The organism is Actinacidiphila cocklensis (genome assembly GCF_907177275.1).
Classification (GTDB): Bacteria; Actinomycetota; Actinomycetes; order Streptomycetales; family Streptomycetaceae; genus Actinacidiphila; species Actinacidiphila cocklensis.
In genome coordinates this window covers 1-24941 of the sequence record NZ_CAJSLV010000086.1, presented here as the reverse complement: position 1 = coordinate 24941, position 24941 = coordinate 1, and the positions used below count along the sequence as shown (strand labels likewise).

Here is a 24941-nt window from a genome sequence, read left to right as displayed (position 1 = left end):
GCATCGCTGATTTCGCCAATTCCTCACGGCGGACGACTTGACCGCTTATCACATGCAATACGGCGATCCGGGTGTTCGACGTTGTTCGAGATTGTTGTTCAGGACGCGCGGCGGACACCTGAACAACGCGACATCAGGTAGGCATGTGGCAGCGGGCGCCGTCCACCCTGACCGGCCGTACCCTTCCCGCCCTCAAGAGCGCGTCGCCTTCGTCGGGAGACCCCCCATGAAGTTTTCCCGGTACTGCCGCTCCCTCCTGTCCACACCGGGCACCGCCGTACAGCGGTACGCGAAGTGCCATGCCTCCGGCGCCGACATCGCCATGGTGGACCTGGAGGACTCCGTACCAGCGCAGCGCAAGGAGGAGGCTCGGCGCCTGGCCGCGGACTTCTTCACGGAGCCCCGCGGCCCCGCGCGCCTGGCGATCCGGATCAACGCCGTGACCGAACCGGACGGCCTGCGCGACCTGCTCGCGCTGCGGCACTACCCGGTCAAGCCGGCGCTCGTGCTGATCCCCAAGACCGAGTCGGCGCGCGACATCGAGATCGTCGAGCACGCGCTGGCCCCGAACTGCCCGGACACGGAGTTCTTCGCCGTGGTGGAGACGCCGCGGGGCCTACTCAACACGGCCGCCATCGCCACCGCCTCGTCCCGGCTGCAGGCCGTGGTCTTCGGCTCGGCCGACTACGCCTTCGCGGTGGGTGCCCGGCTCACCTGGGAGTCGCTGGCGTACGCGCGCGCCACCGTGGTCAACGGCGCCCGCGCAGCGGGGATCGAGGCCATGGACGCCCCGTACTTCGAGGCCCTCGACATCGAGGGGCTGCGTCATGAGGCCGCCGCGGCACGCGACTTCGGCTTCAGCGGCAAGGTGGCGGTCCATCCCCGGCAGATTCCCGTCGTCAACGAGGCGTTCTCCCCCGGCCCCGAACTGCTGGAGCACGCGCGCAGAGTCGTCGCTGCGGGGCGGGAGAACGGCAGGGACGCCACCGTCGTCGACGGCTCGATGGTCGGAGCGCCCTTCTTCGAGGCATCCCAGCGGCTGATCGAGGAGTTCGGCTGACCACCGTCCTGGCGTCGCCCGGCCCCCCGGGGCGCCCGGCCGTCCTTCTCGGGACCTCGCGCCCCGCAGCACCAGCTGTGAGAAACCATCCGTGCACCTCGCGAGGGAGTTGTCCGACATGACGCAGAGCCTCCCGCTCGACATCACCGGCCCGCACCGGCACCGCAACAACTCCTCGATGCTGGAGGTCGCCGACCCCGCCTGGCGCAAGGCGTCGGACGCCGGGCTCATCGGCATCCACGTCGACACCCCCGACGCCAACAACCGTCTGGTGGTCGCGGAGACCGGCCACGAATTCGTCAACATGTGCTCGGTCGGCTATCTGGGGCTCAACCACCACCCGGCGGTCATCCAGGGTGCCATCGACGCCCTCCAGGAGGCGCAGGCGACCTGGTTGGTGGTCTCGACGACCCGCATCCGGCACAACCTCCTGGTCCGCATGGAGGAGGAGCTGGGCGAGCTGTTCGGCGCGCACGTCCTGCCGGGAACCTCCTGCACCGCGCTGACCGCGGGCATCCTGCCGCTGATCGCCTCGGGCCACCTGGGCGACGACGGGCAGCCGCGGGTGATGGTCTTCGACCGCTACTGCCACTTCTGCATGTCCTACGTCAAGCCCGTGTGCGCGGAGGAGACCCTGGTCCTGACCTGCGATCACAACGACCTCGACCAGCTCGAGAAGATCTGCCGCCAGTATCCGCGGGTCGCGTACGTGGCCGATGGCGCGTACTCGATGGGCGGGTCCACAGCGCTCGCGGGGCTGAAGGAACTCCAGGACCGGTACGGGCTGTTCCTCTACATCGACGATTCGCACTCGCTCTCCCTCGTCGGCGAGCACGGCGAGGGCTTCGTCCGCTCGCAGTTGGAGATGAACGACCTGACGGTGATCGTCGCCAGCCTCGGCAAAGGCTTCGGCACCGGCGGTGGCATAGCGATGCTCGGCAGTCGTGCGATGTTCGAGTTCCTGCACCGGCACGCCGGTCCGGTGGGATGGTCGCAGAACATGTCACTGCCGCTGGTGGGCGCCTCGCTGGCCAGTGCCGCGATCCACCGCTCGCCCGAACTGGGCGAACTTCAGCGGCGCCTGCACGAGAACATCGACCACTTCGACCGCGTCTACCCCACGCCCTTCGCGGGCAACGGGCTCCCCGTCCGCCGGATCACCGTCGGGGAGGCCGACGACGCCGTCCGGCTGTCCGCCGAGCTCTACCGGCGGGGCTTCTACAGCTCGGCGGTGTTCTTCCCGATCGTCCCGCGCGGCGAGGCGGGGTTGCGCATCATGCTCCGCTCCGATCTGAGCGCCGAGAAGATCGACGAGTTCGCGGACAGCGTCAAGGACGTGATCGCCACCCTCTGACCCGCCACCCCCCGACCCGCCACCCCCCGGCCCGCCACCCTCGGCCGGCCGGTCGGACCCGCCAGGCCGGTCCACCGGCGCGCCGCACCGAGCGGCGGACCCGTTGTCCCGCCCCCGGGCACCCGCCCCGATCCGGCGAGTCGATTCCCCTTGAGAGGACACGCATGGACGACGTACGCACCACGGACCCGGCCGCGGCGGCGCCCACGGGCTACGAGCGGATCGGCGAGCGGCGGTACCGCGAGTCGGTGGGCTTCTGCTACGAGGAGTTCACCGTCGGCGACGTCATCGAGCACCGCCCCGGGCGCACGGTCACCGAGACCGACAACGTACTGATGAGCATGCTGGCCATGAACGTCTCCCCCTTGCACATCGACGCCGCCCACTGCGCGACGCTGCCCTGGGGCAAGCCGCTGGTCTCCAGCCTCGTGACGCTCAGCATCGTCGGCGGGATGACGGTGCGCAGCACCAGCGGCCGGGCTCTGGCCAACCTCGGCTGGGACCACATCCGGCTGCCCGCACCGGTCTTCGCGGGCGACACCCTCTACGCGCAGAGCGAGGTCCTCACCAAACGGCTCTCGCGCAGCCGCCCCGGCGAGGGAATCGTGTCCTGCCGGACGACAGGGACCAAGTCCACCGGCGAGGTGGTGCTGGTCTACGAGCGCAGCTTCCTGGTGCCGTGCAGGGCGAGTGCCGGCGGCGCGGCGGAGGGCCGCGGTCCCGGCGCCGGGACCGGCACGGCCACCGGCGCCCCGGGCGGGTCTCCCGACCTCGCCGAGGACTCGCCCGGGCCGCTGCGGACGGTCTCGGCCGTACCCGGGGAGCCGGCGTGAGGACCGTGCTGATCGGCAACACCCGCACCGAGGAGATGGTCGGCGACCTCACCGCGCTGTCCGAGCAGTCCCGCGAAGCCGCCGGTCACGGTGCCCACCGCCTGCTGTGGTGGGCACGTGAAGGCGATGTGCTGGTCCTGCCGACCCTCCCCGACGAGGCGTTCGCCGACTACGTCACGGCGCTGACCGGAACACCGCGTGGCTCGTTCACGGTACTGGCCCCCGCCCCCGGCCGGCTGGGCTCCGGGCTGCTGACGCCGGACCGGTTGGCGGACCCCGCGTTGGAGGACGCGCTGCGCGAAGCGCTGCACGGACCCGGAGAACACGGCCGGACCGCGGCCCCGACCGGGCTGCGGATCACGCCGGTCTACCCGGATGCCACGGTGGCCGACCTCGCCCGGCGTCTCGGTGCCGAGGCGGCGCTGCCGGGCTGGGCGTTCCACGCCCAGGGCGGAAGTGCGCTGGTCAACAGCAAGGCGGCCTTCCGCGCGGTGGCGGCGGGGGCGGGTGTGCCGATCGCGCGCGGCACGGTGGTCAACGACCGCGGCGAGGCGGTCCGCGCGATCGCCACCCTCCTCGACGAGGGCCACTGCGCCATCGCCAAGCGCGAGTTCGGCGGCGGCGGGCTGGGGAACGAGATCCTGACGCCGGCGCCCGGGGTCGAGCCCGCGGGTGCCCCCCGCGCCGTGCTGCTGCCCGACGGCCCGGCGATCGACGCGTACGTGGCGGACCGTTGGCCGTGGCTGACCGAGGGCGGACGGCACCGGCTGGTGGTCGAGCAGTACCACGTCGGCGCCGTGCCCGTGTACGCGGAGTTCGTGGTCGCCGACGATCGGGTGGATCTGACCGGCACCGGCGAGATGCTGACGGACCCGGTGGTGGTCGGTGAGATCGTCCCGGCCTCCGCTCGGCTGACGGGCGAGGCCACGGCCGAGTTGACCGCGGTCGGCCGGCACCTGTGCGAGGCGTATCGCGCCCTGGGCTACCGGGGCACGATCAGCGCGGACGCCTACGTCACCGTGCGGGGCGAGATCCGCTTCTGCGAGGCCAACGGCAGGATCACCGGGTCCACTCATCTGCACACCGCCATGGCGGGGCGGCTGCTGGACCCCGCGGTGCGCCGGCGGCGGGTCCTGCTGGGCGGTGAGTGCGCGGCTCCGCCCTTCCCCGCGACCGCCGCCGCGCTCGAAGAGGCCGGGCTCGGCTTCGACCCGGCGTCCGGCACCGGCGTGGTCCTGGTGAACGCCTTCGGGCCGCTGACCGGCGCCGTCATGTACTGCGTCATCGCCGACGACGTCACCGGAGCCCGCGCGCGGCAGGCGGAGCTGGTGCCGCTGCTGGCGAAGGCCGCGTCCTGAACACACCGACCGCCGCCCGCCCGTCGAGCCGTGCCGCCGAAACCGTGCCCGCCACCGCAGGCGTACCGCACCGCCCCCTACCGCGCCCCCACCCGCAACCGACGCCGAGAGAAGGCCGAACCATGCTCCTGAACAGCTACGACAGTTGGTCTCCGCTGCGCGAGGTGGTCCTCGGGTCCGCCGACAACTACACGTCGCACGCGAGGGAGTTGTCCTTCGACCTCTTCTTCCACGACGAGACGCCCTACAGCCGTATCTACTACCCGCGCCATGTCAGCCCCGGGGCGGGCACGGGGAGGCGCTCACCCATCAAGCAGCGCTACGTGGAGGAGTTGCGCGAGGACGTCGAACAGATGGCCGACACCTTCGCCCAGCTCTCGATCACCGTCCACCGTCCGCTGCCACTCGACGCCGCGACCGGTGAGGTGCACACGCCCGCCTTCGCCGCCGCCGTCGTCCCGCCGCTCAACATCCGTGACAACAGCATCGTGTTCGGCGACGAGATCATCGAGACCCCTCCGCTGGTCCGTTCGCGCTACTTCGAGACGCAGTTCCTCAAGCCCGTCTACGCCGAGTACTTCCGCCGCGGCGGACGCTGGACGGTGATGCCCCGCCCGATGATGACCGACGCGTCCTTCGACCTGTCCTACGTGGCCGAGGCGGACAAGGGCTCCCTCTTCGAGACCATCACCGATCCCCGGCCCTCGCCGTACGACACCGGGTTCGAGATGATGATCGACGGGGCGCAGTGCCTGCGGCTGGGCCGGGACGTGTTCGTCAACGTCTCCAACGCCAACCACGCCCTGGGCTGCGACTGGCTGGAACGACACCTGGAGGGGCGCTTCCGCGTCCACCGGCTGCACCGGCTCGCGGACAGCCACATCGACAGCACCGTCCTGGCGCTGCGGCCCGGTCTGCTGCTGGTGCGCACCCCGGATGTCGCCGAGCAGCTTCCCAAGGCACTCCAGCGATGGGACATGATCTTCCCGCCCGAGCCCGAGGACAACAACTTCCCGGACTACGACGACGGCGATCTCATCCTCACCAGCCGCTACATCGACCTCAATGTGCTGTCGGTGTCGCCGGACACCGTGATGGTCAACGCCGCCTGTCCGGAACTGGCCCGCACCCTGGAAGGCCGCGGCTTCACCGTGGTCCCGGTGCGCCACCGGCACCGCCGGCTGTTCGGCGGCGGCCTGCACTGCTTCACCCTCGACACCGTGCGCGAGGGCTCGGGACCCGAGGACTACCTCGACTACTGAGCGACCCGGCGTCCGCGCCACGACCGAAGGAGGACGACCATGCGGGCCGTGGTGCTGCGGGGCTTCGGCGGGCCCGAGGAACTGCGGCCCGAGACGGTGCCGGAACCCGAGGCCGGCGAGGGCGAGTCGGTCATCGACGTCAGCCTCGCCGGACTCAACTTCGCCGACCTGGAGATCCGGGAGGGGGTGTACGCGCCGCCGCGGCTCCCCGCCGTTCTCGGCGCCGACGTGGTCGGGCGGCGCCGTTCCGACGGGCGCCGGGTTGTCGCGCTGCTGCGCGAAGGCGGCGGGTACGCCCAGGTGGCCGCCGTACGCGACGCGTATGCGGTGGAGGTCCCCGAGGACATCGACGACATGCAGGCGGTGGGCCTGTTGGAGCAGGGGTGCACCGCGTACGGCGCCCTTGTCACCGCCGGGCGGCTGCGGCCGGGTGACAGCGTGGCGGTCACCGCCGCGGCCGGCGGAGTGGGGCACCTCGCCGTGCAGCTGGCGCTCGCGCTCGGCGCCGGTCCGGTGGCGGCCATCGCGTCGACCCCGCAGAAGCAGGCGTTCGCACGCTCCCTGGGCGCGCACGTGGCGGTCGCCCGGCCCGAGGAGCTGACCGAGGCGCTGCCCGACGGCGTCGACCTCTACCTCGACTCGGTCGGCGGCCCGGCGCTGCGGGCGGGTCTGGCCGCCGTGGCCCCGTTCGGCCGGCTGGTGTCGGTGGGCGCGCGCGGCGGGGCCTCCGACACGGTGGCCCTCGACGACCTGACCGGCAGGTCCGTGGGCGTGCACGGGCTGTGGATGCGGCAGATCCTGGCGGCACCTGCGGTGTTCGCGCGGGCCTCGCAGGTGCTTTTCACGCTGGCGAGCCGCGGACTGCTGACCGCCCGGATCGACCGGGTCGTACCGCTCGCCGGGGTGGGCGCGGCCCACGCGGCGATGGCGGCACGCGAGACGATGGGCAAGGTTCTGGTCGACGTGCGGGCTTGACGTGCGGGCTTGGCAGGCGGGCTTGGCGGGCGGTGGCCCCGGCGGCGGGTCGTGCCGGCCGGCAGCCAGGACGCGGCGTGGCACGTTCAGTTGCCCGCGGGTCGTACGCCCGGCGGCGGTACCGGATCACGCCACCTGCGGGTCGGCGGGTGCCGCCGGCTGCGGAGCGGGTGCCTGGAGCCTGCGAAGTCCCGGCGTGGCCGTCCCGATCCACGTCACGGCGCAGATGCAGGCCAGGCCGCCGCCGATCAGGGCCGTCACGCCTGTCGTGGCGGCCGCCACGAGGCCGCCCGCCATATTGCCGAGGTCGGGTCCGGCCTGTCCGACGATCTGCTCGGCGGCCGCGACCCGGCCCAGGAGTTCGTCCGGGGTGTGCAGCTGAACGATCGCGCCGCGGGTCACCACGGAGACGGTGTCGGCCGCGCCTGCCAGCACGAGGCAGCCGAGGCCGAGCCAGGCCAGCGGTGTGAGGCCGAACAGCACGAGTGCGCCGCCCCAGGAGGCAGATCCGCCGAGCATCACCAGGCCGGGGCGCGGAAGCCGGGTGAAGGCTCCGGAGAGGACGGACGCGGCGACCCCGCCGACGGCTATCGCGGACAGGAACAGCCCCAGCGTGCGCGGATTTCCGCCGAAGCGCTCCTCGTTGATGAGCGGGAAGAGGCTGACCGGCATCGACAGCACGGTGGTGGCGAGGTCGGTGAGAAGCGCTCCCCGGATGACCGGGGTGCGGACCACGAAGGCCAGACCGTCCCTGACGCCGCTGAGCCCCGGCCGCGTGGCGTCGCGGGTGGCCGGCATCGGGGGCAGGCCCAGGGCGCCGTAGATCGCCGCGGCGAAGGTGAGTGCGTCGGCCGAGTAGCAGCCGCCGACGCCCACGCCGCCGATGAGCAGGCCGCCCGCGGCCGGCCCGAGGAGCATGGCGCTCTGGAAGGAGATGCGGTTCAGTGCGAGCCCGGCGGACAGCTGGTGCGCGGGGAGCAGCCGGGGGACGAAGGTGCGTGAGGCGGGACCGCTGCCGGCGACGAAACAGAACTGCACCGTGACCAGAAGCAGCAACCCGCCCGGGGGTACGTGCCCGAGGAATCCCTGGAGCGCCAGCAGCAGCGCGCACAGGGCCTGCCCGCTCGTCGTGGCCAGATAGAACTTTCGCCTGTCCACCCGGTCGATCAGCGTGCCGGCGAAGAGCCCGAGCACGGTGAGCGGAAGCGCCTGCGCCAGTCCGACAGCGCCGGTCCAGACCGTACTGCCGGTCTTCTGCCAGACCTGGTACAGCACGGCCACGAGCGACATCTGGCTGCCGAACCCGGAGAGGGCCTGTCCGGCCCACAGCCGCCTGAATGCGGGTGACGACCGTAACGGGGCGACGTCGAGCAGCGTGTTCCTCATGCCCATGCCGGGTCCCTCCGCAGGATTTCCGGTACCGCAGCTGAACGTCCCCTGCCGTCGGCCCGGCACCACTCCCCGTACCCGCCGCCGGCGGCATGCCGCTCACGCGAGTATGCCGGGCGCCGAACCCCTCCGCCTAGTGCGACGGGGTCGGACGGAGCCCCGGAACGAGATTCGCCCCCATCTCCCGGACCAGATGGGCCTGTTCTCGCCCTACTACTCTCCGCACCCAGGTGCTCACACTCGAACGTATGGGCAGAGAACGCACCGACCAGGAGCTTGTGTGCGAGGAGTGCCGCGACCCGGGACGGGAGGCGTACGAGCGGGGGGTCATACCGCTGGACGTCGTTCGGTGTGACCGGTGTTGGAACCGGTTGGCCAACGAGCTGGCGGAGATCGACGACGCCACGGACCCGCCGAGACCCGAACCCGATCCCGATGACGTCGGGTGGATCGAGCCTGCCGGGTGTCCCAGGTGCGGGATGGAAGTGCGCACGATGCCCACCAACTACGACCGGTGGGTGAACCTCTCGATCGTCCCCGCACGGGCCAAGGAAGTGCCGCGGCGGTACTGGTGGCGCGTGGTGACGCTCCCCGCTCGGCACTCGGCCCACCCCGTGGCGAAGATCGCGGTCCGGGTCAGCGGGTTCGAGTCCTTGCCGGACGACGTGGTGATACCCGCGCACACCGCCGAATGCCAACACCCCGCCGCCATGGCCAAGGTGGAGGAGGCCTGGCGGGCGGACCGTGCGCGGCAGTCGTGGTTGCCGCCGAGCGTCGAGGAGTTCGACGACGAGGAGCCCTGACGTGCAGGGACCTGCCGAAAGCCGGGAAGACTACGGCTGTCCCGCGGAGGAACTCCTCCGCGCTCAGGGGAACGCGGCCTCGGGAGGATTCGCGGTAAGATGAGTAGCATGAGTGAGCCCACCGGCAAGTACTCGATCACCATGCCGCGCGATATCGCCGAGGCCGCCAAGGCCCGCAGCGGCCCCTCCGGCCTGTCCGCCTATGTCGCCGCCGCCGTCGCCCGGCAGATCGAGCGCGACAACCTCAACGAGCTCATCGGCGTCGCCGAGGCCGAGCACGGCCCCGTCACCGACGAGGAGGTCCAGGCGTTGCGCGACCAGCTCCATCAGGCCCGGCAGCAGCAGACACCGGGCGGGGCGAACGCCGCGTGAGCCGCTCTCCGGCCGCTCCCGGCGGCACGCTGGTCCTGGACAGCGAGGGGCTCGCGAAGGCCGTTCTGCGTGACCGATCCGTCACGGGATGGCTCGCACTCGCCCGAGCCGACGATCTCCGGGTGATCACGTCGGCGGCCACGCTGGTGGAGGTGGTCCACCCGCGGATCAACCGTCCGGCCCTGGAGTGGACGCTGGCCCGCCTCATCGTCGAACCGGTCACCGAGCCCGTCGCCCGCCATGCCGCCGCCCTCCTCGCCGGCGCCGGGCTGCACGGCCACAAGTACGCCATCGACGCCATGCTCAGCGCCACCGCCCTCGCCGCCCCCGGCCCGGTCACGATTCTGACCTCCGACCCGGATGACCTCGCGGCCCTGTGCGACGGGCACGCCACCGTCATCAAAGTCTGATCCTCACCGGTCCCGAGCGACGATCACGTCCGTCGTTCGCGTCGAGAGGCAGCGGGCACCCTGTCCCATCCCGCGGATCAGACGGGCCTGTTCTCCTCCTGCTGCTCTCCGCACCCAGGTGCTCACACGCGCGATAACGGCTTTCGCACGTGCCTGGCCAGGCGCGATGATTTGCGCGTGGCAGACGCAGAGGTGAGCGAAGACGACGTACCGGACGGGTTGTTGGGGTGGTGCCTGGTGGCCAATGTGTCGCAGGAGATCGCCCGCGGGGAGTTCGGGCTGGAACTCCAGCGGGGCACCAAGCACTTCGCGGCAGGGGCCTTGCTGTGGATTCCGCCTGTCCCCTGGGACCCGGGCTGGCGGCGCGTGCGGGCGGTCGGGCGGCACCGGGGGAACACCCGCCGCTACGTCAACATGATCCTGCGCGTCGACGACCTGGAGAACTTCCGGGTCAAGGGCGTCTACAGCGAGGGCCTCGTCCGCGGCCTCAACGGCTACGACCACGACCCGGCCACTCCCCGCAAGCTGCGGCGGCCCTGGACCCGTGAACGCGCCCAGAGTTACGCCGACGCCTGGAACGTCAAGGGGGATCGCGTCCACGTCGACGGCGTCCGCCACCCGATCGCCGGGGTGCCCAACCCGCCGCCCCTGGAGATCGAGCTCGACGGCGAGACCCTGCACCTCGCCTTCTACAGCGGCAGAGGCGTTCACTACAGCCGGCTGCCCCCGCCGACGGAGTGGGTGCCCGAGGCCTGACCGGGAGCCTGCGGCGGTGTGCCGGGCTGGCCCAATTCAGCTCGGCACAAAGTGAGTTCGGGCCATGCGCGGCGCCGCGCGAATGGAAGAATGGCCGGACCCGGTCGCCGCCGTGCGGGCGGGCGCGTGAGACGAGCCGGGCGGCGAGGGGCCGCCTGCTTCCGGGGGTATCAGGGGGAATGCGCATGAACCGGCTGTACGGCCCTGCCCGCGGCCTGCCAGCCGCCGTCCTCGTCGCGGCGGGGCTGCTGGTGACCGGGTGTTCGGGCGGCGGGGGCGACGACGCCGCACCGTCGCCGGACCCCTCGGTCACGGCCGCGTCGCCGTCCGCGGCCGCGTCGTCCGCCTCGCCGTCCGTGCACGCCCCGCCGTCGCCCGTGTACCCGACCGGGCCCGGCGGCTGCCACCAGGACCGCGGGTGGTCCGACACGCAGGCGGCGGAATGGGTGAAGTTCGGGCAGATCGGCTCCACGACCTGGACCGACGGCAAGTGGGGCCATGTCCGGTTCGACAAGTCCTCGGCCGGCTTCGACGGGCCGCTGTGCTCTCCGGTCACCGTCCAGGTGCAGTACTGGAAGGTCACCTACCGGGCGGCCGGCAACGGCTCCGTGGCGGACGGCGGCACGCCGAAGTACGCCTTCACCACCGCCTCGCTGGCCCGGAGCCAGGTGCGGGTCGACGGGCGGTCGGTGCGGAACGTCTACGCGCCGAAGAGCGCGGCCTCCGGCGCCACGACCCCCTGCGTCGGGTACATGTGGGCGATCTACGTCGGCAAGCCGCTGACCGAGCGGGAGTTGCCGACCGACATCACCACCGGCGGGCTCATCGGCCAGCAGATCTCGTTCCCGACCAAGCGCGTCGCGTACTCCCAACTCGCCCCGCCGTCCGCGCCTGAGGTCTGCGACAGCGCCGGCCGCCCGGTCCGCAAGCCCGACCCCGTCACACCTGGTGCCAACGGCTTTCCCGGTCTGCTGCCCACCACCCCCGGCATTCCGCCGATCACCCTGGAGCCGAAGAAGCCCTGACGCACCGCGACTTCCACGACGCCGAAGCGGGGGGCCGGGACAGCCCGGCCCCCCGCCGTCGCTGCGGAAGACGGGCGGCAGGCCGGTCGGCGTTGCGTCACGAGAGGCTGCGGCTACGCGGCGTACTGGTGCGTCGGGTAGGTGAGGTAGCCCGCGTCGCCGCCGGTGTAGAAGGTGGACTCGTCGGCCGGGGCGATCGGTGCTCCGGTGCGGAGGCGGTCGACGAGGTCGGGGTTGGCGAGGAAGGCGCGGCCGAAGCTGATCAGATCGGCGCCGAGGCCGAGCCAGTGGTCGGCGGCGGCGCGGTCGGCCTGCTTCGGGGACAGCGGGAGGGCCGGGTTCACGATGAGCGCGCCGGGCCAGGCGTGCCGCAGCGCCACCAGCGTCGGCTCGTCCGCCGTGGCCTCGATGTGCACGTAAGCGAGGTCGAGGCGCGCGAGTTCGGTCAGCAGCGCCGCGTAGAGCTCGGGGATGTCGCTCTCCTGGACGCCCCAGAAGGTGCCGCCCGGCGAGAGGCGGATGCCGGTGCGGGCCGCGCCGATCGCGTCGGCGGTGGCGGCCGCGGCCTCGACGGCGAAGCGGATCCGGCCGGTGACGGGGCCGCCGTAGCGGTCGCTGCGCAGGTTGGCGTTCGAGGAGAGGAACTGCGAGATCAAGTATCCGTTGGCACCGTGCAGTTCGACCCCGTCGAAGCCCGCCTCGACTGCGCGCCGCGCGGCCTGCGCGTAGGACTCGGCGTGCTCGGGCACCTCGTGGGTCTCCAGGGCGCGCGGCACCGGCGCGGGCTGCGGGCCGGTGGGGGTGAACACCGCGCCGGCGGCAGGTACGGCCGAGGGGCCGACCGGCTGCAGGCCTGTGGTGTCCGGGTGCGAGACGCGGCCGCCGTGCATCAACTGCGCGAAGACGCGGCCGCCGTTGGTGTGCACGGCGTCGGTGACCTGCCGCCAGGAGGCGGTCTGCGCGTCCGTGTGCAGCCCCGGGGTGCCGGGGTTGGACTGGCCGATCAGGCTCGGCTGCACCCCCTCGGTCACCAGCAGCCCGGCCGTGGCGCGCTGGGCGTAGTACGTGGCCATGGACGGCGTGGCGTGGCCGTCAGGGGTGGCGCGCCCCCGCGTCATCGGTGCCATCACCACGCGGTTGGGCAGGGCCAGCTCGCCGAGGCGGTAGCCGCTGAGCAGCGTCGTCATGAGGGACTCCTTCGTGTTCGGTTCCCATGTCCGGGCCACTGGTTACGCTAAAACCTGACATTGATGTGAGAGGCAAGTGGCGTGGCGCACGTCACAGCGGCACCACGCGAGGAGTGGCGGAATGCGCATCGGAGAGCTCGCACGGCGCAGCGGCGTCAGCGTCAGGTCCCTGCGGTACTACGAGGAGCAGGCCCTGCTGACGAGCGAGCGCAGCCCCAGCGGGCAGCGCCACTACCAGGAGGGCGACGTCGGGCGGGTCCTCTTCCTGCAGCGCCTGTATGCCGCCGGACTGTCCAGCCGCACCATCCATGAGCTGCTGCCCTGCGTGGACTCGCCGAGCATCGAGAACTCGCGGGCCGCGCTCGAACGGATGGCCCAGGAGCGCGAGAAGCTCTCGTCCCACATCGCGCTGCTGATCAGTACCCGCGACGCGCTGGACGCGACGATGGAGGTTGCGCGCAACGGCCAGCAGGCGCAGGAGGAGCAGCGGGCCTGCGCGCCCGCCGCCTGACGGGCAGGACCTGCCGACGGTTACGCCGGGCGGGCCCGCCGCCAGGCGCTGTCGGCCAGCAGGCGCAGGCCGTTGAGGCCGACGATGACGGTGGAGCCCTCGTGGCCCGCGACGCCGAGCGGCAGGGGGAGGCGGCCTGCCAGATCCCAGACGACCAGGCCGGTGATGAACACGCCGGCGATCACCAGGTTCTGGACCACCAGGCGCCGGGCGGCCCGCGACAGGCTCACGAGGGTCGGGACGGTCCCCAGTTCGTCGCGGACGACGACGGCGTCGGCGGTCTCCAGCGCGAGGTCGGAGCCGGCCCGGCCCATGGCGATGCCGGTATGGGCGGCGGCCAGTGCGGGCGCGTCGTTGACGCCGTCGCCGACCACCAGCACCTTCCGCCCGGTTTCCGCCAGTTCCCGGACGGCGGCCGCCTTGTCCTGCGGCAGCAGCCCGGCGCGTACGTCGGCGATGCCGGCCTCGGCGGCCAGGCGGGCGGCGGCACGCGGGTTGTCGCCGGTGGCCAGGAACGGGCTCGTACCGGTCAGCGCGGTCAGTGCGGCCACCGTGCCGGCGGCCTCCTCCCGCAGCCGGTCGGCGATGCCCAGCACCCCGGCGGCCGTGCCGTCGACCAGCACCAGGACCGCCGTACGGCCCTCGTCCTCCAGCCCGGCGACGACCTCGGCGGCGGCCCGGCCCGCTGCCGCGTCCGGCAGGCGGGCGGGGTTGGCGACCGCGACGGTCCGGCCCTCGACGGTGGCGGTGACGCCGACGCCCGGGGTGGAGGCGAAGTCGGCGGCGGGGGGGACGTCCAGGCCGCGCGCGGCGTCGGCGACCGCTCGGGCCAGCGGGTGCTCGCTCGCGTGCTCGGCCGCGGCGGCCAGCCGCAGCAGGGCCGCCGCGTCCAGGCCGGACCCGGCCAGCGGGCGGACGTCGGTGACGCGCGGGGTGCCCTCGGTCAGGGTGCCGGTCTTGTCGAACGCCACCGCGTCGACCTGCCCGACCCGCTCCATGACGACCGCGGACTTCACCAGGACGCCGTGGCGTCCGGCGTTCGCGATCGCCGACAGCAGCGGCGGCATCGTGGCCAGCACCACCGCGCAGGGCGAGGCGACGATCATGAACGTCATGGCCCGCAGCAGCGTCGGCTGCAGGGCGGCGCCGAACAGCAGCGGGGCCGCGAACAGGGCGATCGTGGCGGCGACCATGCCCAGGCTGTAGCGCTGCTCGACCTTCTCGACGAAGAGCTGCGTCGGGGCCTTGGTCCTGGAGGCCTCCTCGACCATGGCCACGATCCGGGCGATCACCGAGTCCGCGGGGTCGCGGTCGACCTTCACCCGCAGCGCGCCGGTGCCGTTCAGGGTGCCGGCGAAGACCTCGTCGCCCGGGCCTTTGGCCACCGGCAGGGGTTCGCCGGTGATGGTGGCCTGGTCGACGTCGCCTGCGCCGTCCAGGACCCGGCCGTCGGCGCCGATCCGCTCGCCGGGCCGCACCAGGATCGTGTCGCCGACCGCCAGCCGGTCGGTGGCCACGGCCTCCTCGGCTCCGCCGTCGCTGATCCGGGTCGCCGTGGCCGGTGCGAGGTCGAGCAGGCCGCGCACCGAGTCCGCGGTGCGAGCGGTGGCCAGCGCCTCCAGGGCGCCGGACGTCGCGAAGATCACGATCAGCAGCGCGCCGTCCAGCACCTGCCCGATGGCGGCGGCGCCGATCGCGGCGACCACCATCAGCAGGTCGACGTCGAGCGTCCTGTCCCGCAGCGCTCCGAGCCCGGCCCAGGCCGGCTCCCAGCCACCGGCGGCGTAGGCGGCGGCGTACAGCGGCCCCCACGTCCACGCCGGGGCGCCTGCCAGGTCCAGCGGCAGGGCGGCCAGGAAGAGCACCAGGGCCGCCAGCGCCCAGCGGGCCTCCGGCAGCGCCAGCACCCGGGTACGCCGCCGGGGCGCCGGGGGCGGGGCGGGCCGGGGCTCGGGGGGCTTGGTCTCGGTGGTGGACATGGCAGGACGAGCCCTTCGTGCGGTGCGTCGGACCGGAGGAGCCACCCACCGTACAGGAATACTTGAACAGCCATTCATTCGTTCATATCCATAGAATGAGCTCATGGGCCACGGAGCGAGCACGCCGACCGAGAACGCCGTACCACGCGCCGCGCTCACCCCGCAGAACGCGCCGAAGGTCGCCGCCACCCTCCAGGCCCTGGCCACGCCCTCCCGGCTGCTGATCCTCGCCCGGCTGCGCGAAGGCCCGCTGCCCGCCACCGAACTGGCCGCCGCCGTCGACATGGAGCAGTCCGCCTGCTCCCACCAGCTCCGGCTACTGCGCAACCTCGGCCTGGTCACCGGCACCCGGCGCGGCCGTTCCGTCGTCTACGCCCTCCACGACGACCACGTCGCCCAGCTGCTCGACCAGGCCCTCTACCACGTCGAGCACCTGCGCCTCGGCGTCACCGACGCGGTCGCCGGGCCGCAGGCGCAGGCGCAGGCGCAGGCGGCACCGTAGGCTCCGGCAGTTCCGGTGGGCGGACGCGCGCCGCCAATCGGGCGTAGCCTGGCAAAAAGGGCGCGTCGCCCGGGGATGCCCGTCTGCGGTCCGCGCCAGCAGAGCCCAGCTGAGGTGCGCCGGTCCCCGGCCCCCGGAGCGAAGGAGCTGCCCCGTGACCACAACCGCCAACCGCCGCTCGGGCACCGAGCCCGTGCAGGCCCAGTCGGCCCGCGACCCGCGCGTCATGCTCTCCCTGATCTGCGCGCCGGTCTTGCTCATCGCGTCCGGCCTGCTGGCCTGGTGGGCGTCGGGCGCCGGCCCGGACGGCAGCGCGTCGCTCTCCATCCTCGCGGCGATCTGCGCGGTGCTCTTCGTCGTCGCGGCGGTCGACGCCGCCGTCCTCATCCACCGCGGCCACCACGAACCCGCGGCTTCCCACTAGCGCCTGACCGACGGGCGTTTCAGCACAGCAGGCGCCCGCCGCCGCCACGAGGCAGCGGCGGGCGCCGGCAGCGGTGCTTCAGGACGTCGGCCGGGGGCCGGCGGGACGCCTGGCGGGTGCGGGGGGCTTGTCCTCGTGGCTCGGTCTGCGCTTTCGGCGGTCGCCGTCGCTCCGTACGGCGCCTGGCAGGTCCGGGGCCTTGACTGCTGGTGGGAGGTCGGGGGTCATGTGCGTGTGCGCAGCTTCGGTCATACGGTGCGCGTACCCATTCCTGCGCCGCCAACCGCGCCCGGCCGAGGTCCGGCGGATCTCGCCGCGCGGGGGCCGTACCGCCCGGGACCTGCGCGGCCCCGGGCGGTACGGCGGGGCTCAGCTCCCGTAGCCGAAGGCGAACAGGTGGACCGTGCCGGAGGCGCCGGTGACCGGGAGGGTCAGGGACGCCACCGTCTTGGCCGGGTCGAGCGGCACCTTCACCGAGAAGACGTACGCCTTGACGGTGTCCCGGCCGCCGCTGCCGGTGTTGCGGTAGGCGGTGGTGGCTGCCGCGGTGTTGCCCGGAAGGGGCTGGCGGGCACCGCCGTTGAGGGTCCAGTCGGAGAAGGCCACGGTCGCCTTGGCGGTGCTGCCGTCGGTGTAGGTGACGGTCAGCTCGCCGGGGACGCCGCTGCCGTCGGTCGGCGCGTTGGCGGCGGCGCCGAGCAGGCCGAGGAAGGCGCCGGAGGAGCCTGCCGGCTGGGGAATGGTCTGCCCGCTGACCTCCAGGTTGTCGGGGCGGCCCGCGGCGGTGGTGGGCCAGGTGTACGTGATCCCGTCCGCGGTGACCTTGCCGCCGCTGGTGACGCCCGCGGCGGTCAGGGCGTTCTGCGAGTACGCCCAGCCGCCGTCGTCGAACCCGCCGCTGAAGTGGGTGCCGTCGGCGTAGACGCCCTCGTTCGACTCGTAAGGCCACAGCGCGCCGGGCTGCGCGACGGCCACCCGCAGGGTGGCGCCTCCCAGGTCCGCGCCGCTGGTGTGGTCGGTGAGCGCGAAGTCGACGGAGTACGCGCCCTCCGTGGCGCCCGCGGTGACCGGGACCTGCGCCTGCGCGGAGCCCGACGGCGGCACGGTCAGCGAGCCGGCGGAGGTGTCCACGGTCACGCCGTCCGGCGCGGTCGCCGTCCAGTCGACGGTGGCGGCTTTGCTGCCGAGGTTGGTCAGCCGCAGCGTCGCGTCACCGCTCGCGCCCGGGGCGACGATGAGGCCGTCGCTGGTCGGGCCGGTCGCGGCCAGCACCCGCTCGCCGCCGGTGGTGTCGGACGGCGGAGCGGCGTCGGGGCCGGTCGCCCACGAGGTGCTCGGCTGCGTGGAGAGCGCGAAGTCCATCGACGTGGCCGAGCGGAACTGGTCCAAGGTCAGCCAGGCGGCGTTCCACTCCTTGCCCTTGACGTCGAGCGCCTGCACGTAGGGGGCGTCCGGCGCGGCCTGCGGGGCGTTGATCGTGACCTGCTTGCCGTTGCCGAAGGTGACCTTGGCGACCGGGAAGGCCGGGCTGCCCAGCGCCAGGGTGTCCGTGCCGGGCGTCTCGGGGTACATGCCCAGCGACGACCAGACGTACCAGGAACTCATCGCGCCCAGGTCGTCGTTGCCGAACGAGCCCACCGGGGCGTTGAAGTAGAGCTTCGTCTGCGCCTGCCGCACCGCGGCCTGGGTCTTCCAAGGCTGCCCGAGGTAGTCGTACTCCCAGGGGATCTCCAGGCTCGGCTCGTTGGAGAGGTCCGCGTCGGTGCCGCCGGGCTCGGTGATGTCGTCCAGCAGGCTGTCGAGGTACGAGGCGTACGCCGCCGAGCCGCCGCGGGCGGTGATCAGCTGGCTGAGGTCGAACGGGACCATCGGGGTGTACTGCGCCGAGGTGCCCTCGACGAACCCGTTGGAGGTGCCGGGGGTGAAGCCGCCGGCGAAGCTGCCGTCCTTGTTGCGGCCCTGCATGTAGCCGGTCTGCGGGTTGAAGACGTTCATCCAGTCCTGGGCGCGGGTGGCGAAGGCCGTGTAGTCCGCGGTGCTGCCCAGCGACTTGGCGAACGAGGCCAGCGCGTAGTCGGCGCTGTCGTACTCCAGCTGGGTGGACACCGGGCCGTAGAAGTTGCAGCAGCCGTAGTCGTTCTCGTCCAGCGGGAGGTAGCCCTTGGCGGCGCGTACGGCCTCGCCGGGGCGGTCCTGGTTGGGCGTGGTCGCCTGGTGCTTCATGGCTTCGAGGGCGTGCGCGGAGTCGAAGTTGCGCACCCCGAAGGCGTAGGCGTCGGCGATGATCGAGGTGCCGGGGTCGCCGACCATGACGTAGCTCTCGCCGTTGTTCGAGGCCCACTTGGGCAACAGGCCCGTCTGGTCGTAGCCGTTGAGCATCGAGGTGACGATGTCGCCGGTCACCTTCGGGGCGACGACGGCCATCAGCTGGGTCTGCGAGCGGTAGGTGTCCCAGCCCGAGTAGTTGGCGTACTGCGCCTTCTGGCCCTTCGCCGGCCGGTGGACCTGGTTGTCCATGCCCATGTACTGGCCGTTGTCGTCGGAGAAGACGTTCGGATGCAGCAGCGCGTGGTAGAGCGCGGTGTAGAACTGCACCTGCTGGTCGTGGCTGCCGCCGCCGACCGCGATACGGCCGAGGACGCCGTTCCAGGCGTCATGGCTTGCGGTGCGCAACTTGTCGAGGTTCCAGCCGCTGATCTCCGTGGAGAGGTTGGCGGAGGCGTTGTCGTCGCTGGTGTACGAGATGCCGACGGCCGCGGTCACCGCGGCTGAGGACGCGGTGTCGAAGGTCAGGTACATCCCGTTGGCGCCGGTGACGGGGGCACTGGCGGCCGCCGATGCCGCGGTTCCCTTGGCTCCCGCCGGGTGCACGACCGGGGAGGGCGAGGCGGGCACCGTGAAGCCCTGCTCCTTCAGCGCGCTGCCGTTGCGGCCCGCGCTCGCTGCCGGAGCGGCGGTACGGCCCGCCGTCAGCGCTTTCGCGCCGGGGTTGACGGTGCTGCCGACCCAGGTGCCGCTGGCCGCGAAGGGGCGGTTGAACCTGATGTCGAAGTGGAGGGTGTAGCGGTTGCCCGCACCGCAGAAGTGCCCGCTGTCGACCGAGCCGCTCACCTCGCGGTCGCTGACCACCTTGGCCCGCGTCCCGTCCACCTGCGTGGCGCCGCCGCTCAGCTTGAGCAGCAGGTTGCCGTCCGAGCCGGCGGGGAAGGTGAAGCGGCCCAGGCCCGCGCGGGTGGTGTCGGTCAGCTCGGTGGTGACGCCGGAGGCGTCGGTCACCGTGTACGAGCCGATGGCCGTCTTCTCGTCGCTGTGCGCGAACTGCGCAGTGGTGTCGGACAGGTTGCCGGACAGCGCCCCTGAGACCGGCAGGATCGGCACGTCGCCCGCGACGTCGCAGCCGGGACCCGAGACGTGGGTGAGGCTGAAGCCGGAGAGCTTCGTGCTGTCGTACTCGTAGCCGCCGCCCTGGGCGCGGTGCGGGGTCGTGTCGGGACCCCACTGCATCATTCCGAACGGCACGTCGGGGCCGGGGAAGGTGTTGACCGCGCCCGAGGTGCCGATCAGCGGGTTGACGAGGGACGCCGGGTCCGTGACCGGCGACGGCGCCGCGGCGGCCGACGCGCTCTCCAGGGACTGCAGCGGGAGGGCCGCCAGGCTCAGCAGGGACCCGACCACGGCGAGCCGCCGCAGCGCGGCACCGCCGGTCCGGGAACGGCCGCTGGGGCGAGGGTGGTCCGGGCGACGCAAGGGAATCATCGAGACTGCCTCCGCGATTCGTGCGCACGGGTGCCCAGGGAGGACTGATGGCGTCCTCGGCCGGCAACGGCGGCACGCGTTTCGCCCTCTGTGGCCCAGGAGGCTGGGGCGAAGCGATGACAACGTTGCCAGGCCTGCACGAGCGACGAGTCAAACGTGAATGGCGAGGCCATGTCAATGCTCGTGCACGAGTCGGGTGCGTGTTCCACCCGTCTGGCGGACGGCGGTCCGCGGCGCCTCGCTCGCCGAGCGAGGCGACCGCGCTCACCGCGAGGCGGCAATCGCGTGAACGTACGATCACCCGTTCGAGGCAGTGACACTGCGTGAGCAAGTCGATAGCTTTGAGTGAGCAAGAGGGTGTTCCAGCTACTCCCGGGGGTTGCCGTGGCTACGAGTCCGATCGAAGTGAAGCCGGTTGACGCGCGTTACTACGCGCCGCGCCGAACTGAGAGGCTGACGCGCCTCCCGGCCATTTGGTTGACATACGGCCCGGTGAGAGAAATCACTATGAATCCCGTGCGAGTTCACCAGCGGCAAACGGAATTCGCAGAGCACACGGACGGGGCTGCGGCGACGTGCCCGCATCACCACGCAGAACTGCGAATTCATGCCGATGATCGGCGGATGGCGTCAATGACTCCTGCCGCAAGGGGAATTGCATCCGAACACACCAACCACCAAAGGGAGACGCCGTGGACAGGCAACGACACGTACGCTTCGCCCTCAGGGATCGGCCCATTCGCCTTTCCGGCACTCCGCTTTCCGGCACTCGGCTTTCCGGAACCCCGCTCTCCGGAACCCCGCTCTCCGGCACTCCGTGTTCTTCCATGACCCGCCCCGGGAATCCACTTGCCCTCAGACACCACCTCTCGGCCGACGCGCCGTTACTCGCGGAGCGGAAAGGCGCCGGCGGCCGCGCCGGAAAACCGGCGGCGCCCCGCCCTGCCCGTCTGGCTGGTTCCCGTGCTGTGGACCACGGGCCTGGGGTGGTGGGGGCTTTCCCGGCAGAACAGCGTGTGGCGCGACGAGGCCGCCACCTGGCTGGTGGCGCAGCGGCCCACCGGCGAGATATGGCGCACGCTGGGGAACGACGATGTCGTGCACGGGCTCTACTACCTGCTGATGCACGGGGTGTTCGAGGTGTTCGGGGCCAGTACGACCACGCTGCGGCTGCCGTCGGTGCTCGCGATGGCGGGGGCGGCGGGCTGCCTGGCGGTGGTGGGCGACCGGCTGGCCGGGCGGACCGCGGGGCTGGCGGCCGGATCGGCCCTGGGACTGCTCCCGCCGGTGCAGTTCTACCTCCAGGAAGGCCGGTCCTACGCGCTGGTCGCGGCCGGGGCCGCCCTCGCGACCCTGCTGCTGGTGACCGTGCTCAGAGGGCAGGCCCGTACCGCGCACTGGGTCGGATACGGCGGCGCCGTCCTGGCGTGCGGGCTGCTGAACTGGCTCTCGCTGCTGATCCTGCCGGCCCACCTGGCGACGCTGGTCTGGACGAGGGCCGGGCGCGGGGTGCGGCTGCGGTGGGGGGCGGCGGCCGTGGGTGCCGCGGCGGGCGTGCTGCCGCTGATCCTCTTCAGCCGCGGGCAGTCACAGCAGGTGGCCTGGATACCGCCGCTGACCTGGCACATGATGATCGGCCCCGCTGTCCTGCTGCTGATCGGCGGGGTATGCGCCGCCGCGGAACGGCCCCGGGCGGGACGGGTGTCGGTGGCCACGGTGGGGCTGCCGCTGCTCGCGGTGCCGCAACTCGGCCTGGTGGGGCTGTCCTTCGTGCAGCCACTGTTCCTCGACCGGTACGTCCTCTTCAGCCTGCTGGGGCTTGCGCTGCTCATCGGCGGGGCCGTCGACTCGGCGGCACGGGCGGCGCGGCCCCGCTTCCCGAGGGTGTCGGCGGTGGTTCTCCCCGGCGTCGTCGCCGTGGCGCTGGCGGCGCTGCTGCCGCAGTCGCGCGCCGAGCGGTCCCCGGCCAGCCGGGTGGACGACGTCCTGGCCATGGCGTCCGACGTGCAGCGGATGAAGGAGGAAGGCAACGCGGTGGTCTTCGTCCCGTCGACGCGCCGCGATGCCGCGTCCGTCTCCCCCGGCGCCTTCTCCGGCCTGCGCGACATCGCGCTGGCCGAGAGCCCGGAGAGGTCGGCGACCCTGGCGGGCGTGGAGGCGGGACCCGACCGCATACGGGCCGCGATGCTCGCGCAGCAGCGGATCCTGCTGGTGACGGACGCCGTCCCGGTGGCGCAACCGGTGGTCACGAAGCGGGACAGGGCGAAGATGGCGGTGCTGAGGGACTATTTCGTCGTGGTGGCCGACAGGCAGGTGCGCGGCCGGAGGGTGACGGTCTACGAGCGGGCGGGCGCGAAAGCGCCGAGCCGGAGGAGCGCGGGTGCCGCCCCGCCGGCAGGGGGGCACCGCCAGGCGCCGGGACGTCGAGCCCCTCGCGCCGGATGAGCGGTCAGGCGTCGCGCCAGCCGCCGTCGACGTGGAGGTTCGCGCCGGTGACGTAGCCGGACGCCGGGCCGGCCAGGAAGAGGACCATGCCGACGTACTCGTCCATCCGTCCGATGCGGCCGACGTCGTTGGGCCCGAGGGCGGCGACGAGGTTCGGCTCGATCTCGTCCCAGGTCTCGCCCCAGCCCTGCTCCCTGCCCATGGAGACCAGGTGGTCAACGGAGTTGGGGACGAGGATGCCGCCGGCGGCGATCGCGTTCGACGTGACGCCCGTGCCCCGCAGTTCGCGGCTGAGCGAGACGGCGAGGTTGCTGCGGGCGGCGTTGGTGGCGGCGTAGTGGGGCTGGCTGGCCTGCGGGCGGTGGCCGGTCACGCTGCTGATCTGGATCACCCGGCCCCAGCCGCGCTCGCGCATCGCCGGCACGAGGCGCTGGATCATGCGCACCCCGGAGATCACGTTGACGTTGTAGATGTCGGCCCAGTCGGCGGCCGACACGGTGGTCCAGCTCAGGCTGGGGTCGTAGACGCCGACGTTGTTGACCAGGATGTCCACCGGGCCGCCGGCGAGCGCCGCCGCGGCGACCGCGTCCGCGCCCTCGTCGGTGGCGAGGTCGCCGATGGCGACCGACGCGTCCCCGCCGGCGTCCCTGACGCTCTTGGCGACCGCCTCGGTACGGGCGGCGTCCCGGCCGTGGACGACGACGGACGCGCCCTCCGCCGCCAGCCGCCGGGCGATCTCCTCGCCGAGGCCGCTGCTCGAACCGGTGACCAGTGCGCGCTTGCCTTCGAAATCCGATGCCATCGGGCTGCTTCCTTCTGATGCGCGCTCCCGCGGGGCGCGAGCGCGGGTGGACAGGTGGGGCCTGGCCGACGCGGACCCTGACGGGTCCGGCGCGGCGCTGCCTCACACCACCGTGCACCAAAAAGACTGGACTGGCAAGTCCAGAGTTGGGCTAGGCCGCGGCCCCGGTCTTCAAGGGGGCGATCGCGGCGGCGAGGGCGGCTTCGAGGTACTCGGTCCTGCCCGTACCCTGGAGCATCGCGACGCCGCCCTGGACCGCCGCCAGGATGCTCCTGGCCTGCCGGACGGCCGCCACCCGGTCCGGGAGCATCGCCATGGTGCCGCGCAGTAGCGCGGCCTCCCACGTGGCGAACAGCGCACCGACCACGGCACGCGCCTCGGGCGAGGACTTGCCCAGCTCGGAGGTGAGGCTGCTCAGCGGGCAGCGCTCGCCCAGCTCCGCGTAGTGGGCCAGCACCGCACGGCTCCAGCCCTGCCAGGACTCCCAGGTCGCGAGGTCGCCGAGGTAGGGCTGCTGCGCCTCGATGACCTGGTCGGCCTCGTGTTCCGCGACGGCCACGAGCAGGTCGGCGCGGCCGTCGGGGAAGTAGTGGAAGAGCTGGCTCTTGCTGGTGGACGTCGCCGCGCGCACGTCGTCGAGCGTGGTCTCCGCGGCACCCTTCTCCCGTGCCAGCAGGGCGGCGGCGACCACGATGCGCTGCCGGGTCGCCAGGCCTTTGGCGGTGATACCTCGGTTCATGCGGTCCATTGTCGCACCCGGCTGGACCTCATGGTCCACTCATGCGGCCGCAGAACCGCCCGCCGGCGGCCCCGCCCTGGTCTCTGGTGTGAACCAGGCGGTCCATTCTCGGTCGGGCCCCTGAACCCGCGGGGTCAGGGGCTGGACAGGCGGCGGGTGACCTGGACGCGGGACTGGCAGCCGAGCTTGCGCATCACCTTGCGGAGGTGGTTCACCACGGTCCATTCGGCGATGCCCAGCTCGCGGGCGATGATGCGGTTCGTCATGCCCTCGGCCACCAGCAGGGCGACCTCCAGCTCGCGCTTGGTGAGGGCGGTCGCGACGCCGGTGGGGACGTCGGGCTCCTGGGCGGGGGCCGGCGCCGGGGGCGGTGGCGGCGCCGGAGGGTCGGACGGGATCAGCCGCAGGGGGGTCTGCCAGGGCAGCCCCGGACCGGAGCGGACGGCCCGGGCGTACTCGGCGGCGGTGAGCTCCTGGGCGGCGGCGGCGAGGATCGGGGCGACCAGGTCCCGCAGCGGCTTCGGGCGGGGCCGGCCGGTCTGGCGGCGCAGGTGGTCGGCCAGCGCCAGGGTCGCGGTCAGCCGGCGCCAGTCGGTGACGCGGCGCCATGCGTGAAGGGTGATCGCCAGGAGTTCCAGGCACTCCGGGCGCTCGGGTGCGGACTCCGGCAGGGTGCCGATCTGCTCGGCGGCGTCGGCGAAGAGCGCTCGGGCCTGCGCCGAGTCGTGCTCCCGCCAGCGGACGGTGGCCAGGACGTAGCGTGCGAGCAGCGCGCCGCGCCCCCCGGGCGGACCGTCACCGCCTGGACCCGCGCCCGCCGCACCGTCTCCCCCGACGGCCGGAACCGGGACCGGCGCGTCGCCGCCGCCCAGCTCCTCCGCCAGGGCGGACAGGGCCAGTTCGCGGGCCCGCGGCAGATCGCCCGCGTCGCGCAGGACGGACGCGAGCCGCCGGGTGAGGTGGCGCCGGGCGGCCGCGGCCCCGGGCGCGGAGCCGGGG

General features: G+C 72.8%; 21 protein-coding genes and 1 pseudogene. 15 read left to right on the top strand and 7 right to left on the bottom strand.

The features are described 5' to 3' along the window. Positions 1–226: 226 nt before the first annotated feature. The 6 genes and pseudogenes from NFU81_RS31295 to NFU81_RS31270 all read left to right on the top strand — a co-directional run bounded on the left by NFU81_RS31295 (position 227) and on the right by NFU81_RS31270 (position 6842). Entirely contained in the window at positions 227–1060 is an 834-nt protein-coding gene (locus NFU81_RS31295; protein WP_251497510.1) for an HpcH/HpaI aldolase/citrate lyase family protein, read from the top strand. 118 nt (positions 1061–1178) lie between these two features. Further along, positions 1179–2414: an aminotransferase class I/II-fold pyridoxal phosphate-dependent enzyme gene (locus NFU81_RS31290; RefSeq protein WP_251497507.1), complete on the top strand. Its 1236-nt coding sequence runs from the start codon at positions 1179–1181 to the stop codon at positions 2412–2414. Between the two features lie 164 nt (positions 2415–2578). Then, positions 2579–3100, top strand: a pseudogene (locus tag NFU81_RS31285) (MaoC family dehydratase); the annotation flags it as partial. A 143-nt stretch (positions 3101–3243) separates the two neighbouring features. Continuing rightward, positions 3244–4605: a preATP grasp domain-containing protein gene (locus NFU81_RS31280; protein ID WP_251497504.1), complete on the top strand. Its 1362-nt coding sequence runs from the start codon at positions 3244–3246 to the stop codon at positions 4603–4605. A gap of 122 nt (positions 4606–4727) precedes the next feature. Further along, the gene (locus NFU81_RS31275) at positions 4728–5867 is read left to right on the top strand and encodes a glycine amidinotransferase (RefSeq protein ID WP_251497501.1); all 1140 of its coding nucleotides are present in this window, start codon (positions 4728–4730) and stop codon (positions 5865–5867) included. 39 nt (positions 5868–5906) lie between these two features. Next, a complete protein-coding gene (locus NFU81_RS31270; RefSeq protein WP_251497498.1) occupies positions 5907–6842 on the top strand; it encodes a quinone oxidoreductase family protein in 936 nt (311 codons plus the stop codon). 126 nt (positions 6843–6968) lie between these two features. Here the strand turns inward: NFU81_RS31270 and NFU81_RS31265 are convergent, their stop codons facing one another. Then, positions 6969–8234: an MFS transporter gene (locus tag NFU81_RS31265; RefSeq protein WP_251497495.1), complete on the bottom strand. Its 1266-nt coding sequence runs from the start codon at positions 8232–8234 to the stop codon at positions 6969–6971. Positions 8235–8479: 245 nt separating this feature from the next. Here NFU81_RS31265 and NFU81_RS31260 point away from each other — a divergent pair, with 245 nt between their 5' ends. The 5 genes from NFU81_RS31260 to NFU81_RS31240 all read left to right on the top strand — a co-directional run bounded on the left by NFU81_RS31260 (position 8480) and on the right by NFU81_RS31240 (position 11597). Next, entirely contained in the window at positions 8480–9034 is a 555-nt protein-coding gene (locus tag NFU81_RS31260; protein ID WP_251497492.1) for a hypothetical protein, read from the top strand. Positions 9035–9142: 108 nt separating this feature from the next. After that, the gene (locus NFU81_RS31255) at positions 9143–9406 is read left to right on the top strand and encodes a CopG family transcriptional regulator (RefSeq protein WP_251497489.1); all 264 of its coding nucleotides are present in this window, start codon (positions 9143–9145) and stop codon (positions 9404–9406) included. After that, positions 9403–9816 (top strand): PIN domain-containing protein, encoded by a 414-nt coding sequence (locus tag NFU81_RS31250; RefSeq protein WP_251497486.1) that lies wholly within the window; start codon positions 9403–9405, stop codon positions 9814–9816. Before NFU81_RS31255 ends, NFU81_RS31250 begins: the two co-directional genes overlap by 4 nt. A 177-nt stretch (positions 9817–9993) precedes the next feature. Continuing rightward, entirely contained in the window at positions 9994–10572 is a 579-nt protein-coding gene (locus NFU81_RS31245) for a hypothetical protein (RefSeq protein WP_251497483.1), read from the top strand. Positions 10573–10757: 185 nt separating this feature from the next. After that, a complete protein-coding gene (locus tag NFU81_RS31240) occupies positions 10758–11597 on the top strand; it encodes a hypothetical protein (RefSeq protein ID WP_251497480.1) in 840 nt (279 codons plus the stop codon). A gap of 113 nt (positions 11598–11710) precedes the next feature. Here the strand turns inward: NFU81_RS31240 and NFU81_RS31235 are convergent, their stop codons facing one another. Then, complete coding sequence (locus tag NFU81_RS31235) at positions 11711–12784, bottom strand: alkene reductase (protein WP_251497477.1); 1074 nt, start codon at positions 12782–12784, stop codon at positions 11711–11713. A gap of 121 nt (positions 12785–12905) precedes the next feature. Here NFU81_RS31235 and NFU81_RS31230 point away from each other — a divergent pair, with 121 nt between their 5' ends. Then, entirely contained in the window at positions 12906–13295 is a 390-nt protein-coding gene (locus NFU81_RS31230) for a MerR family transcriptional regulator (protein ID WP_251497474.1), read from the top strand. Between the two features lie 20 nt (positions 13296–13315). Here NFU81_RS31230 and NFU81_RS31225 read toward each other — a convergent pair whose 3' ends face one another. After that, complete coding sequence (locus NFU81_RS31225) at positions 13316–15274, bottom strand: heavy metal translocating P-type ATPase (protein WP_251497471.1); 1959 nt, start codon at positions 15272–15274, stop codon at positions 13316–13318. A gap of 103 nt (positions 15275–15377) precedes the next feature. Here NFU81_RS31225 and NFU81_RS31220 point away from each other — a divergent pair, with 103 nt between their 5' ends. Together NFU81_RS31220 and NFU81_RS31215 are read left to right on the top strand one after the other, a co-directional pair. Further along, complete coding sequence (locus tag NFU81_RS31220; protein WP_251497468.1) at positions 15378–15776, top strand: ArsR/SmtB family transcription factor; 399 nt, start codon at positions 15378–15380, stop codon at positions 15774–15776. 154 nt (positions 15777–15930) lie between these two features. Beyond that, positions 15931–16200 (top strand): hypothetical protein, encoded by a 270-nt coding sequence (locus NFU81_RS31215; RefSeq protein ID WP_251497465.1) that lies wholly within the window; start codon positions 15931–15933, stop codon positions 16198–16200. 369 nt (positions 16201–16569) lie between these two features. Here NFU81_RS31215 and NFU81_RS31210 read toward each other — a convergent pair whose 3' ends face one another. Continuing rightward, on the bottom strand, positions 16570–19956 hold the full coding sequence (locus tag NFU81_RS31210) for a lectin (RefSeq protein ID WP_251497462.1): 3387 nt from the start codon (positions 19954–19956) through the stop codon (positions 16570–16572). A gap of 963 nt (positions 19957–20919) precedes the next feature. On the opposite strand from NFU81_RS31210, the gene NFU81_RS31205 reads away from it, so the two are divergent. Continuing rightward, the gene (locus tag NFU81_RS31205) at positions 20920–22401 is read left to right on the top strand and encodes a glycosyltransferase family 39 protein (protein WP_251497459.1); all 1482 of its coding nucleotides are present in this window, start codon (positions 20920–20922) and stop codon (positions 22399–22401) included. Positions 22402–22405: 4 nt separating this feature from the next. Here NFU81_RS31205 and NFU81_RS31200 read toward each other — a convergent pair whose 3' ends face one another. The 3 genes from NFU81_RS31200 to NFU81_RS31190 form a co-directional block, all read right to left on the bottom strand. Then, on the bottom strand, positions 22406–23203 hold the full coding sequence (locus NFU81_RS31200; RefSeq protein WP_251497456.1) for an SDR family NAD(P)-dependent oxidoreductase: 798 nt from the start codon (positions 23201–23203) through the stop codon (positions 22406–22408). A gap of 151 nt (positions 23204–23354) precedes the next feature. After that, the gene (locus tag NFU81_RS31195) at positions 23355–23942 is read right to left on the bottom strand and encodes a TetR/AcrR family transcriptional regulator (RefSeq protein ID WP_251497453.1); all 588 of its coding nucleotides are present in this window, start codon (positions 23940–23942) and stop codon (positions 23355–23357) included. A gap of 134 nt (positions 23943–24076) precedes the next feature. After that, a partial coding sequence (locus NFU81_RS31190; protein WP_251497449.1) for a helix-turn-helix transcriptional regulator occupies positions 24077–24941 on the bottom strand: 865 nt, incomplete at its 5' end.

What these genes read in the sequence shown, in the direction of transcription:
- NFU81_RS31260 (WP_251497492.1), top strand. Translation starts at nt 8,480, where the DNA reads ATGGGCAGAGAACGCACCGACCAGGAGCTTGTGTGCGAGGAGTGCCGC.
- NFU81_RS31225 (WP_251497471.1), bottom strand. Translation starts at nt 15,274, where the DNA reads ATGTCCACCACCGAGACCAAGCCCCCCGAGCCCCGGCCCGCCCCGCCC.
- NFU81_RS31275 (WP_251497501.1), top strand. Translation starts at nt 4,728, where the DNA reads ATGCTCCTGAACAGCTACGACAGTTGGTCTCCGCTGCGCGAGGTGGTC.
- NFU81_RS31235 (WP_251497477.1), bottom strand. Translation starts at nt 12,784, where the DNA reads ATGACGACGCTGCTCAGCGGCTACCGCCTCGGCGAGCTGGCCCTGCCC.
- NFU81_RS31295 (WP_251497510.1), top strand. Translation starts at nt 227, where the DNA reads ATGAAGTTTTCCCGGTACTGCCGCTCCCTCCTGTCCACACCGGGCACC.
- NFU81_RS31290 (WP_251497507.1), top strand. Translation starts at nt 1,179, where the DNA reads ATGACGCAGAGCCTCCCGCTCGACATCACCGGCCCGCACCGGCACCGC.
- NFU81_RS31230 (WP_251497474.1), top strand. Translation starts at nt 12,906, where the DNA reads ATGCGCATCGGAGAGCTCGCACGGCGCAGCGGCGTCAGCGTCAGGTCC.
- NFU81_RS31270 (WP_251497498.1), top strand. Translation starts at nt 5,907, where the DNA reads ATGCGGGCCGTGGTGCTGCGGGGCTTCGGCGGGCCCGAGGAACTGCGG.
- NFU81_RS31195 (WP_251497453.1), bottom strand. Translation starts at nt 23,942, where the DNA reads ATGAACCGAGGTATCACCGCCAAAGGCCTGGCGACCCGGCAGCGCATC.
- NFU81_RS31220 (WP_251497468.1), top strand. Translation starts at nt 15,378, where the DNA reads ATGGGCCACGGAGCGAGCACGCCGACCGAGAACGCCGTACCACGCGCC.
- NFU81_RS31265 (WP_251497495.1), bottom strand. Translation starts at nt 8,234, where the DNA reads ATGGGCATGAGGAACACGCTGCTCGACGTCGCCCCGTTACGGTCGTCA.
- NFU81_RS31200 (WP_251497456.1), bottom strand. Translation starts at nt 23,203, where the DNA reads ATGGCATCGGATTTCGAAGGCAAGCGCGCACTGGTCACCGGTTCGAGC.
- NFU81_RS31255 (WP_251497489.1), top strand. Translation starts at nt 9,143, where the DNA reads ATGAGTGAGCCCACCGGCAAGTACTCGATCACCATGCCGCGCGATATC.
- NFU81_RS31240 (WP_251497480.1), top strand. Translation starts at nt 10,758, where the DNA reads ATGAACCGGCTGTACGGCCCTGCCCGCGGCCTGCCAGCCGCCGTCCTC.
- NFU81_RS31210 (WP_251497462.1), bottom strand. Translation starts at nt 19,956, where the DNA reads ATGATTCCCTTGCGTCGCCCGGACCACCCTCGCCCCAGCGGCCGTTCC.